This is a genomic window from Streptomyces sp. NPDC001502, from assembly GCF_042894785.1.
Lineage (GTDB): Bacteria > Actinomycetota > Actinomycetes > Streptomycetales > Streptomycetaceae > Streptomyces > Streptomyces kutzneri.
Genome location: NZ_JBIAVW010000006.1, coordinates 280,604 through 293,046 on the forward strand (window position 1 = coordinate 280,604; position 12,443 = coordinate 293,046).

The 12,443-nt window shown below is 74.7% G+C and carries 4 protein-coding genes; all 4 read left to right on the forward strand.

The annotated features are described in order from the left end of the window. Window positions 1-153: 153 nt before the first annotated feature. The 4 genes from ACFY0D_RS12980 (at window position 154) to ACFY0D_RS12995 (ending at window position 12,439) form a co-directional block, all read left to right on the forward strand. Window positions 154-7,512, forward strand: coding sequence for an amino acid adenylation domain-containing protein (locus ACFY0D_RS12980; protein WP_390798387.1), 7,359 nt, complete (start codon window positions 154-156; stop codon window positions 7,510-7,512). Window positions 7,513-7,654: 142 nt separating this feature from the next. After that, the gene (locus tag ACFY0D_RS12985) at window positions 7,655-9,223 is read left to right on the forward strand and encodes an argininosuccinate lyase (RefSeq protein WP_390798388.1); all 1,569 of its coding nucleotides are present in this window, start codon (window positions 7,655-7,657) and stop codon (window positions 9,221-9,223) included. Next, window positions 9,189-10,169 carry a kinase gene (locus ACFY0D_RS12990; RefSeq protein ID WP_390798389.1) on the forward strand — a complete coding sequence of 327 codons (981 nt, stop codon included), beginning with the start codon at window positions 9,189-9,191 and terminating at the stop codon, window positions 10,167-10,169. The genes ACFY0D_RS12985 and ACFY0D_RS12990 overlap by 35 nt, the downstream gene beginning before the upstream one ends. 2 nt (window positions 10,170-10,171) lie before the next feature. Beyond that, window positions 10,172-12,439 carry a pyridoxal-phosphate dependent enzyme gene (locus ACFY0D_RS12995; protein WP_390798390.1) on the forward strand — a complete coding sequence of 756 codons (2,268 nt, stop codon included), beginning with the start codon at window positions 10,172-10,174 and terminating at the stop codon, window positions 12,437-12,439. Window positions 12,440-12,443 lie beyond the last annotated feature (4 nt).

The following is a 12,443-nucleotide window of genomic DNA, read 5'->3' on the forward strand; positions in this document are numbered from 1 at the left end:
GTACTTGTGCAGGTCGTCCACAGCCCCGGTCACGTGAACAGGGGACCGGAAACAGGCGACTTCACCCGAATCGCTGCGCTTCCTAGGCTGGACGGGCAAGCAAGCGGAGCATGCGCCGCGTACCGGCACCGGTGCGGCGCCGAGGGAGTTGTCTTGGCCAGTCACGATCCGATCGAACGCCCTGCGGAGCCGTCGTTCAGCGCGTTCCGCGCGTCGGGAGCGCAGCAGCGGATGTACTTCCTCCAGCAGATGGAGGAGGGCAGGCCGACCTACCACATGCCCGTCTTCTACGGTCTCGAAGGACCGGTGGACGAGGCCGCGCTCCGCACCTGCGCCCAGGGCCTGGTCGACCGGCACGAGGCGCTGCGCACCCGGTTCGTCCTGCGGGACGGCGAGCTGTGGCAGCACATCGACACCGAGGCCGCGCTCGCCTGGTCCTGCGCCGCGGCGCGCGGCGCGCAGGACGTCGAGGAGTGGATGGCCGCCGAGCACCACCGGCCCTTCGACCTGGAGGCCGGACCGCTCTTCCGGGCGGCGCTGCTGCACACCCCCGAGGGCGCTGTCCTCGCGCTCGCCATGCACCACATCGTCGCCGACGGCTGGTCCGTCGGCATCCTCGCCCGCGAGCTCCTCGCCGCGTACGTCCGGTGCGGCGACGGCCCCGGCGGGCCGCGGCCGGCCGCGGCCGAGGGGGCCCCCGAGTACCAGTACGCCGACTTCTCCGACTGGCAGGAGGAATGGCTCGACGGAGCCGCCGCCCAGCGCCAGCTCGCGTACTGGGAGAAGCAGTTGGGCGGCGAACTGCCCGACGCCCCCCTGCCCCGGGACGGCCGGCCCGGTGCCGGAGCGGCCCGCGGCGCGGCCGGGCTGCACTCCTTCGAGGTGCCCGCCCCGGTGGTCGCCCGGATGGAGCGCCTGTGCCGTGACACCCGCAGCACCCCCTACACGCTGATGCTGGCGGCCTTCCAGATCGTGCTGGGCCGCTACACGGGCACCGACGACGTGCTGGTCGGAAGCCCGGTGGCGGGCCGCAACCGCAAGGAGTTCCAGGACACCGTCGGCCTGTTCGTCAACACGCTGGTGATCCGCGCGGACCTGTCCGACGACCCCGCCTTCCGGGTCCACCTGGAGCGCGTACGGGACACCGTGCTCGACGCCCAGGACCACCAGGACCTGCCCTTCGAACGCGTCGTCGACCGCATCGCCCCCGGACGCACCGGCGAGGACGCGTCCCTCTTCCGGGTCATGTTCGGCCTGCACGACGAGGACGGCATGACCGACGGCCTGCCCGGCCCGCGGGCCAGGATGCTCGAAGGACCGGCCGGAACCGCCAAGTTCGACCTGACCTTCGACGTCGTACGCACCGGCGGTGCGCTGAGCTGCCGGCTGGAGTACCGGGCCGACCTGTTCGGGGCCACCACCATCGAGCAGTTCGGCCGGCACTTCGCCCGTCTCCTGGACGCCGCCACCGAGACGCCCGAACTGCCGCTCAGCAGGCTGCCGATGCTGACGGCCGGCGAACGCGGCGGCATCGGCTCGCCGCTGCCGCCCCGCGCCGCCCTGCCGCCCCGCGCCGCCCTCCCGCACGCTCCGGGCGAGCCCGCTTGCGTCCACGAGATCTTCGCCGGGCACGCCGCCCGCACCCCCGAGGCCGTCGCCCTCGTCCACGAGGGCACCTCCCTCACCTACCGCGAGCTCGACACCCGGGCCAACCGGCTCGCGCACCGGCTGCGCGCCCTCGGCGTGGGACCCGACACCCTCGTCGGACTGTGCCTGCCCCGCTCCGCCGACCTCGTCGTCGGGCTGCTCGGCATCCTCAAGGCCGGCGGCGCCTACCTGCCGCTCGACCCCGACAACCCGCCCGAGCGGCTGCGCCACATCGTCCAGGACGCCCGCCTGGAGCACGTCGTCGGCACCACCGGCACCCGGGCCCTGTGGGACGCCCCCGGCCTGCGCACCGTCGACCTGCAGGCCGACGCCCCGCTCCTGGCCGCCGAACCGGACACCGCCCCGGACACCGGCGTCACCCCGGACCACCTGGCCTACGTCATCTACACCTCCGGCTCCACCGGCCTCCCCAAGGGCACCCTCGTGCCCCACGCCAACGTCACCCGGCTGTTCTCCGCCACCGACCACTGGTTCGGCTTCGGCCCCGGGGACGTGTGGACCCTCTTCCACTCCATCGCCTTCGACTTCTCCGTATGGGAGCTCTGGGGCGCCCTCGCCCACGGCGGCCGCCTCGTCGTGGTGCCGTACGGGACCAGCCGCTCGCCCGAGGAATTCCACCGCCTGCTGCGCGCCGAGCGGGTCACCGTCCTCAACCAGACCCCCTCCGCCTTCTACCAGCTGGCCCGCGCCGACGAGGAGCACCACCGCACGGCCGGTCCGGCCGGGTCCGGGCTGAGCCTGCGCCACGTCGTCTTCGGCGGGGAGGCCCTCGACGTCGCCGCCCTCGCCGGATGGTTCGCCCGGCACGGCGACACCGCGCCCCGCCTGGTCAACATGTACGGCATCACCGAGACGACCGTGCACGTCACCTACCGCCCGCTGACCGCCCGCGACGCCGAGGAGGGCCGCGGCAGCGTCATCGGCGTGCCCATTCCCGACCTGCGGCTGCACCTGCTCGACGCGCGCGGCCGCACCGTCCCGCGCGGCGCCGTCGGCGAGCTGTACGTCGCCGGGGCGGGCCTGGCCCGCGGCTACCTGCGCCGGCCCGAGCTCACCGCCGAGCGCTTCCCCGCCGGCCTCGCCGCTCTCGCCGACCGCGGCGCCGACGGGCCCGCCGGGCTCGCGGCCGGCGAGCGGCTTTACCGCACCGGCGACCTGGCGCGCGCCCTGCCCGACGGGGACCTGGAGTACCTCGGCCGCATCGACCACCAGGTCAAACTGCGCGGCTTCCGGATAGAACTCGGCGAGGTCGAGGCGGCCCTGGCCGCCCACCCCCTCGTCGACGCCGCGGTCGCACTCGTCGCACCGGATCCCGCGGGGAGCGACGTCCTCGTCGGCTACCTGGCCGTGACCGGGGCCGAGGACGGCGCGGGCCCCACCGTGGAGGAGCTGCGCACCCACCTCGCGCGGCGGCTGCCCGGCTACATGATCCCCGGCGCCTTCGTCACCCTGCCCGCCTTCCCGCTGACCGCCAACGGCAAGACCGACCGGCGCCGCCTGCCCGCCCCCGGCTCGGCGCCCCGGACCCCCACGGCCGCCTACGAGGCGCCCCTCGGGCCGGTCGAGACCGCGCTCACCGAGGTCTTCGCCCAGGTCCTCGGGCACGAACGGGTCGGCGCCCTGGACAACTGGTTCGCCCTCGGCGGGGACTCCATCCGCTCCCTGCAGGTGCTCGCCCGGGTCCGGGAACGCGGCCTCGACCTCACCGTCGCCGACCTCATGCGCCGTCAGACGGCCCGCGCGCTGGCCCCCGTCGTGACCCGGCGGGAGGCGGCGGCCGGCGCCGAGGCCCCGTACGAGCCGTTCGCCCTGCTCACCCCCGAGGACCGCGCCGCCCTGCCCGAAGGGCTGGAGGACGCCTACCCGATGACCCGGCTCCAGGCCGGCATGCTCTACCACAGCGACCTGCCGTCGGCCGGCGGCCGCGTCTACCACAACGTGGCCTCCTACCTGGTCGAGGCGCCCTTCTCCGAGGACGCCTGGCGGACCACCGTCGAGGTGCTCGCGGCCCGGCACGAGATGCTGCGCACCTCCTTCGACCCGCACGGCTTCGGCGAGCCCCTCCAGCTCGTCCACCGCGGCGCCCGCCCGGAGATCACCTTCGAGGACCTGTACGGGCTCGGCCCCGAGGCACAGCGGACCGCCGTCGCCGCCCGCTACGCCGCCGAGCGCGAAAGGCCGTTCGCCTGGGACCGGCCCCCGCTGATCCGCTTCCACGTCCAGCGGCTCTCCGACACCCGGTTCCAACTGTTCGTCGCCGAACACCACGCCGTCCTCGACGGCTGGAGCGAACGCTCGCTCCTCACCGAACTGGCCTCCTGCTACACCGAGGCGCTCGCCGCCCGGACCCCCGCGGAGGGCCCCTCCCCGGACGCGGGCCCCCGTTCCCGGTTCGCCTCCTTCGTCGCCCTGGAACGGGCCGCGCTGGCCGACGCGGGCCAGCGCGCCTTCTGGACCGGCAAGGCCGCCGACGCCCCCGCGACGCTGCTGCCCCGCCCGGCGGCGACCGGCGGACCCGCCAGGATGTCCTGGTACCTCGCGCCGCTCCCCGAAGGGCTGCACGACCGGCTGACGGCTCTGGCCGCCGAGTGCGGCGTACCGCTGCGCACCGTACTGCTCGCCGCCCACCTGAGGGCCATGGCCCTGCTGGGCGGCGGGGACGCGGTCACCACCGGAGTGGTCCACAACGGCCGGGCCGAGGAGACCGACGGCGACAAGGTCGTCGGCGTCTTCCTGAACACCCTGCCGCTGAGCGTCGCCGTCACCGGCCTCAGCTGGCGCGGCCTCGTCGCGCACGTCGCCGCCGTGGAGGCGGACCTGCACGCGTACCGCCGCTTCCCGCTCGCCGAGATCCAGCGCCTGTCCGGCGGCGGCCCGCTCTTCGAGACCTTCTTCAACTACACCCACTTCCACGTGGAGCGGGAAGGGACGGCCGACGGCGCGTTCACCGTGCTGGAGGAGACCGGGGAGGCGGGCACCGACTTCGCCTTCGGAGCGGAGTTCTCCCGCAGCCCCGACGGCTCCCTGCTGGAACTCGGCCTGCGCTTCGACGCCGCCCAGTTCTCCGAGGAGCAGATGGAGAGCGCGCACGCCTCGTACACGGCCGCCCTGCGCGATCTGGCCGAGGCCCCGGACCGTGACTGCACGGCCGCCGACCTGCTGCCGGCGGCCGAACACCGCCGCTACGCCGCGTGGAACCGCACCGATGTCGACTATCCGCAGCCGCACGTCCTGACCCGGCTGATCGATGCGCAGCGCGACCGGACCCCCGACGCCCCCGCCGTGCGCTTCGAGGGCGCCGAGCTGACCTACCGCGCCCTCGACACCGAGGCCGAGCGGCTGTGCGCGGCCCTGCGGGAACGGGGCGCGGGCCCCGGCACCTTCGTCGGGCTGCTGCTGGAACGATCCCTGACCCTGCCCGTCGTCCTGCTCGCCGTCCTGAAGTCGGGCGCCGCCTACGTCCCGCTGGACCCGGAACACCCGGCGCCGCGGGTGCGCTCGCTGCTCGCCGAGTCCGGCATCGGCCTGGTGGTCACCGAGGGCGCGTGGGCGCAGCGGCTGGAGGGCTGTGGGGTCAGCCTCGTCCGGCCGGAGGACGCCGCGACCGCCGCCGCGGGTCCTGCCCGGGCGCCCGAGCCGTCCGACCCGGCGTACATGATCTTCACCTCGGGCTCCACCGGCAAGCCCAAGGGAGTCGTGGTCTCCCACCGGGCCATCGCCAACCGCCTGCTGTGGATGCAGGACGAGTACGGACTGACCCCGGGGGAGCGGGTGCTGCACAAGACGCCGTACACCTTCGACGTCTCCGTGTGGGAGCTGTTCTGGCCCCTGCTGACCGGCGCCACCCTGGTCCTCGCCCGCCCCGGCGGCCAGCGCGATCCCGACTACCTCGCCGGCCTGATCCACGACGAGGGCATCAGCACGGTGCACTTCGTCCCGTCGATGCTCAGCGTGTTCCTCGACGACCCCTCGGCAGCGGCCCGTTCGGGCGGCCTGACCCGGGTGGTGTGCAGCGGTGAGGCCCTGTCGTACGAGGTCCAGCGCAGGTTCTTCGAGCGGCTGCCCGGCGTCGCGCTGCACAACCTCTACGGGCCCACCGAGGCGGCCGTCGACGTCACGTACTGGCAGTGCCGCCCGGACGGCGGCGACACCGTGCCCATCGGCCGGCCCATCGCCAACATGCGCACCCACGTCCTGGACCGCCGCCTCGCCGAGGTCCCCCTCGGCGTCACCGGGGAACTCTTCCTCGAAGGCGTCGGCCTCGCCGACGGCTACCACGGACGGCCCGAACTGACGGCCGAGCGGTTCATCGAGCACACCGGCCCCGACGGCGTCACCCGCCGGCTCTACCGGACCGGCGACCTGGCCCGGCACCGCCCCGACGGAGCCCTGGAGTACGCGGGCCGCACCGACCACCAGCTCAAGATCCGCGGCTTCCGTGTCGAGCCGGGGGAGATCGAAGCGGTCCTCGCCGAACACCCCGGCGTGCGCGACTGCGCGGTCCTGCCCCGCGGCGAACGCCTCGTCGGCTACTTCGTCCCCGACACGACGCGCACGACGGGCACGACGGGCACGACCGGCACGACCGGCACCCCCGCGCCCGCCCCCGACCCGGGCGAACTGGCCGCCCACGCCCGGGAGCGGCTCCCCGAGTACATGGTCCCCTCCGCCTGGGTGTGCCTGGACGCCCTCCCGCTGACCGCCAACGGCAAACTGGACCGCGCCGCCCTGCCCGACCCGGACCCCGCCGACCTGCGCGGCGGCGCCGAGCCGACCCCGCCCCGCGACGCCCTCGAATCCCGCCTCGCCGGGATCTGGGAGCGGCTGCTGGCCGCCGGCCCGGTCGGCGTCCACGACGACTTCTTCGAGTCGGGCGGGCACTCCATCGACGCCCTGCGCCTGATCGGCCGGATCAACCAGGCCTTCGGCGAACGCCTCGGCGTCTCGGCCGTCCTGGAGCACCCGACCGTCGCCCGGCAGGCCGCGCTGCTGCGCGGCCGCCACACCGAGGAGGCCCCGGACCCGGTGGTGCGCCTGCGGCCCGAGGGCACGCTCGACCCGCTCTTCCTCGTCCACCCGATCGGCGGGAACGTCTTCTGCTACCGCACCCTGGCCGGCGAACTGGACTCCGACCGACCGGTGTTCGGACTGACGGCGCCCGGGCTGACCGACCCCGACCCGGTCTCCGACGCCACCGTCGAGGAGCTGGCCGCCGCCCACCTGCAGGCCCTGCGCCGGATCCGCCCCACCGGCCCCTACCACCTGGCCGGCTGGTCCTTCGGCGGACTCCTCGCCTACGAGATGGCGGTCCAACTGAGGGCCGCGGGACAGGAGGTGGCGACCCTCGCACTGCTGGACACCGGCTACCCGGAGCCCGGTCACGTCCCGGACGACGAGAGCGAGCTGCTGGAGTGGTTCCACGAGGACCTGGCCCGCTCCGCCGGCTTCGACCCGTCCGACGAGGGCACCTCCGCCCTGCGCAGCGCCCTGCGGAGCGTCACCGACACCACGGCCCGGCTCGCCGTCCTCGCCGAGCAGGTGGAACGCGAGGGCTTCGCCCCCGGACTGGACCCGCAGGACCTCGTCCGGCACTACGCGGTGTTCCGTACCGGGATCCGCGCCGCCGCCGCGTACGAGCCCCCGGCCGCCCCCTGCCCGGTCCTCTTCCTCCAGAGCGAGACCGGGGCCCGGGAACAGGCCGCCGACCGGTGGGCCGGGCGGGCCGAGGCCGGCCTCACCCGCCACGACGCCGCCACCGACCACTACGGGCTGATGCGGCCGCCGCACAGCACCCGGGCCGCCGCGCTCCTGCGCACCGCCCTCGCCGCGGCCGACCACCGCTGAACGGGGCCCCGGCCCGCCCGGGGCACCCGTACCCCCCTTCCCGCGCCGCGCGTCGCCGAGGCATGCGCCGACGCGCCCTGCGCCCTGCACCGGGCGCCCCGCGCCCCGCACACCGCACCAGAACAGGAACGGAACACACCACGTGACGAGTGACACCCCGGGGCCCGCCCCCGAGCTGAGCGGCCGTATCCGCGGCGGACCCGCCGAACTCCTCCACGACGAAGTGCTCGCCCCGCAGTTCGCATTCGAGTCCCGCCACCTGCTGCGCCACTACGTCGCCATCGAGAAGACCCTGGCCGCCGAGTACGTCCGCATGGACCTGATCACCGCCGAGGAGGCCCACCGGATCGCCGCCCTGCTCGACTCCGTCGGGCCCGGCACCCTCAGCGCGCAGCCCGGCGCCAACATGTCGGACATCGCCTTCGCCCTCGAACGGCACGTCGAGGCGGGCCTGCCCGCCCCGGTCGTGCGCTGGCACGCCGACCGCAGCCGCAACGACCTCCAGGCCTGCGCCCAGGTGATGTACGGCCGCGACCAGCTCACCCGCTTCGCCGGCGCGCTCCTCGAACTCGCCGCCGTCGTCCACCGGCTGGCGCAGGAGACCTGCGACCTGCCCATGCCGGGGTACACCCACTTCCAGGCCGCCCAGGTCATCACCCCCGGCTTCCACCTCGCCGCGCTCTGCGAGCACCTGCTGCACACCCACGCCCGGCTGCTGAGCGCCTACGACGGCATCGACGCCTGCCCGCTGGGCGCCGGCGCCATGGCCGGACAGGAACTGCCCTGGGACCGCGACCGGATGGCACGGCTGCTCGGCTTCTCCCGGCCGCAGCCCCACGCCCTGACCGCCGTGGCCTCCCGCCGCTGGAGCGCCGAACTGACCGCGGAGCTCAGCCTGCTGGGCACCGCCCTGAGCCGCTTCACCACCGACCTGCTCACCTGGGGCGGCAGCGAGTACGGCTTCATCGAACTGCCCGACGAGCTGTCCGGCATCTCCTCCGCCATGCCGCAGAAGAAGAACTACCCCGTCCTGGAACGCATCCGCGGGCGCACCGCCCACCTGACCGCCTTCCACTTCGACGTGCTCCTGGGCCAGCGCAACACCCCCTTCTGCAACCTCGTCGAGGTGTCCAAGGAGGCGGGCACCCACCTGCTGAACGCCTTCGACTCGGCCCACGGCACCGTCCGCCTCCTCACCGAGGTGCTGCGCCGGCTGACCTTCCGCGCCGACCGCATGCGCCAGGCGTGCGAGCGCGAGTTCCTCGGCGGCTTCAGCCTCGCCAACGCCCTGTGCCTCACCGAAGGGGTGCCCTGGCGCACCGCCCAGGTCGTCGCCGGGAAGTACGTCGTGCTCGCCGCGACGGCGGGCGCCGCTCCCGCTCCGGGCGAGCCCGCCCTGCTGGCCGAGGCGGCCGCAGGACACGGCATCACCCTCACCGACCCCGCCCGGCTCCTCGCCGAGGCCTTCGACGTCGACCGGGGCCTGGAGCGCATGGTGTCCGCCGGTTCGGCCCGCCCCGAGGCCGTGCGCGCGGTACTGCGCACCCAGCAGGAGACGTACGAACGGCTCGGCGCCGACTGGGAGCTGCGCGCCGCCGCACTCCGCGCGGGCGCCGAGGAGAGCGACCGCGCCCTGTACGGCGCGACCGGCGACGAGATCCAGGGGGAGGACGGCGATGGCACCCGCACCCGTGTACAGCACGCGCACTGACACCGCCGGAGGGACCTCCGCCTCCGTCCTCGGATCCGGCTCCGGCAGCGCCTTCGGCACCTTCGGCGAACTGCTCCAGGGCGCCCTGCCCCACCCGCAGGGGGACTTCCTGGTCACCTTCCCCCTCGCCCGCTGGGCCACCGCCGTCTTCCATCCCAGGCCCGGCCTGCGCGACGTCCAGGTGCGGCCGGCCCACAAGGCCAAGTCCCGCCGGGTCGCCGAGGCCGTCCTGGCCGCCCTCGGCACGGCGGACGGCGGCCTCCTGGAGGTGGCCGGGGACCTGCCCGAGGGCAAGGGCCTCGCCAGCTCCTCCGCCGACCTCGTCGCCACCGTACGGGCCGTCGGGGCCGCTCACGGGCGGGAGTTCACCCCGGCGGAGACGGAGGACTTCCTGCGCGGCATCGAACCGGCCGACGGGGTCATGTACGACGAGATCGTCGCCTTCCACCACCGCGAGGTGCGCCTCGGCCGCCGCCTCGGCGTGCTGCCCCCGCTCACCGTCGTCGCCCACGACGAGGGCGGCCAGGTGGACACCGTCGCCCACAACCGGGGCGCCCGGGCCATCGACGCCGCCGACCGGGAGGAGTACGCGCTCCTGCTGGACCGGCTCACCGGCGCCGTGGCCCGCGGCGACCTCCAGGAGGTCGGCGCCGTCGCCACCCGCAGCGCCGAGATGAACGCCCACCGCCGCCGGCGCGCCGGATTCGCGGAACTGCACGCCCTGTGCCGCGAGGTCGACGGGCTGGGCCTGGTGCTCGCCCACAGCGGCACCATGCTCGGCGTCCTCCTAGAGGCGAACGACCCGGCCCTCGCCGGCAAGACCGCGCACATCCGGGCCGGCTGCGCCGCCCTCGGCGGAGAGGTGTCCGTACACCGCTCCCTCGGCGACGGCGACAGCTGGAGCCCGAAGGCCGCGCCCGTCCACCCCACCGAGCTGGAGATCTGAGCATGCTGTTCGACACCGTGACGGACGCGATCGGCGCCACCCCGCTGGTCCGGCTGCGCCTGGGCGAGGCCCGCGGCGTGGAGGTCTACGCCAAGCTGGAACTGCAGAACCTCTTCGCGATGAAGGACCGCGTCGCCCGCAACATCCTGCTGGAGGCCCGGCGACTGGGCACCCTGAAGCCGGGCGACCCCGTCATCGAGAGCTCCTCGGGGACCATGGCCCTCGGCGTCGCCCTCGTCGGCCGCTCCCTGGGCCACGAGGTCCACATCGTCACCGACCCGCGCATCGACCCCGTCACCCTCGCCAAACTCCGCGCCCTGGGCTGCCGGGTCCACGTGGTCGAGGCCATGACCAGCCACGGCTGGCAGAGCGCCCGCCTGGAGCGCCTCGCGGAACTCCTCGACGAACTGCCGGGCGCCTTCTGGCCGCAGCAGTACACCAACCCCGACAACCCGGGCGCCTACCGCACCCTCGCCGGTGAACTCCTGCAGGACCTGGGTCAGTTCGACACCCTCGTCGGAGCCGTCGGCAGCGGCGGCTCCCTCTGCGGCACCGCCCGGGCGCTGCGCGAGAGCCTCCCCGCCCTGCACGTCGTCGGCGTCGACTGCGTGGGCAGCGCCCTCTTCGGCCAGCCCGACGTACCGCAGCGGCTGCAGAGCGGGCTGGGCAACAGCCTGCTGCCCAAGAACCTGGACCGCACCCTCGTCGACGAGGTGCACTGGCTCAACGACCACGAGGCCTTCGCCGCGACCTGGGACCTCGCCCGCGAGCAGCAGATCTTCGGCGGCAACACCTCGGGCTCCGTCTACCGGGTCCTGACCGGCCTCGCCGAGCGCGCCGAGCCCGGGACCAGGATCGTCGGCATCCTGCCCGACCGCGGCGACCGCTACGCCGACACCGTCTACAACGACGAGCACTGGGACGAGAACCGGCTGCGCGAGGTGCCCACCGCCACCGCACCGGCCGCCCTCGGCCCCGACGGCACCGCCCGCACCTGGTCCACCCTCGCCTACAGCCCGCCCGCCGGGATCCAACGGCACCTGCTGTTCGTGGAGTCCAACACCACCGGCACCGGCATGCTGGCCCTGGACCGGGCGCGCGAACTGGGCACCGTACCCGTCCTGCTGACCGGCGACCCCGACCGCTACCGGGGACTCGCGGACACCGGCGCCGAGGTGGTGCACTGCGACACCAACTCCGACGCCGCCCTGCGCGCCGCCGTGCAGGAGCGCTTCCGCCGCGAGGAGATCGCCGGCGTCACCACCACCAGCGACTTCTACGTACCGGCCGCCGCCCGGATCGCCCGCTGGCTCGGCCTGCCCGGCAACCCGCCCGAGGCGGTGGGCCTCTGCCGCGACAAGTCCGCCCTCCGCGAGAGGCTGCACGCCGCGGGCGTCCGCCAGCCCCGGTACGCCCTGGTCCGCGAGCCGGCCGGGGCAGCTGCCGCCGTCGCCCGCACCGGACTGCCCTGCGTGGTCAAGCCGGCCGACGACTCGGGCTCCACCAACGTCCTGCTCTGCGCCGACGAGGCGGAGGTCCGTGCCCAGATCGAGCGGATCCTCGCCATCGACACCAACGTACGGGGCATGCCCACCGCCCGCACCGTCCTCGTCGAGGAGTACCTGGACGCGCCGGAGTACAGCGTCGAGATGTTCAGCGGCGACGGTCGGGCCGTGTGCGTCGGCATCACCGCCAAGTCCGTGACCGCCACCCCCCACTTCGTCGAGCACCGCCACCTCTTCCCCGCCCCGCTGCCCGCCGCCACCGCCCAGCGGATCACCGAGACGGTGACGGCGGCCCTGGATGCGGCCGGGATCCGCCTGGGAGCCACCCACACCGAGGTCAAACTGACCGCCGACGGGCCCGCCCTCATCGAGATCAACCCGCGCCCGGCCGGTGGCATGATCCCCGAACTGATCCGGCTCGCCACCGGGGTGGACCTCCTCGGGGAGCAGCTCCGCGCCGCCCTCGGCCTGCCCCCGCACCTCAAGGCCGAGGACGCCGGCCACGCCGGGATCCAGTTCCTCCTCGCCGACGCCGACGGCACCCTCACGGCCGCCCACGGCACCCAGGAGGCCGCCGCCGTCGAAGGAGTCGAGTCGGTGCTGGTCACCGCCGTCCCCGGCGCGCCCGTACGCAGGCCGCGCAGCGCCTCCGACCGCCTCGGGCACGTGATCGCCCGCCACCCGGACCCCGAGGGCGTGCACGCCGCCCTCGACGCGGCGCGGGCCCTGCTCCGCCTCGACATCGAGCCCCCGCACCAGTCCTGACCGT

Coding starts and splice junctions, on each gene's coding strand:
- ACFY0D_RS12990 (WP_390798389.1), top strand. CDS start 9,189: ATGGCACCCGCACCCGTGTACAGCACGCGCACTGACACCGCCGGAGGG.
- ACFY0D_RS12995 (WP_390798390.1), top strand. CDS start 10,172: ATGCTGTTCGACACCGTGACGGACGCGATCGGCGCCACCCCGCTGGTC.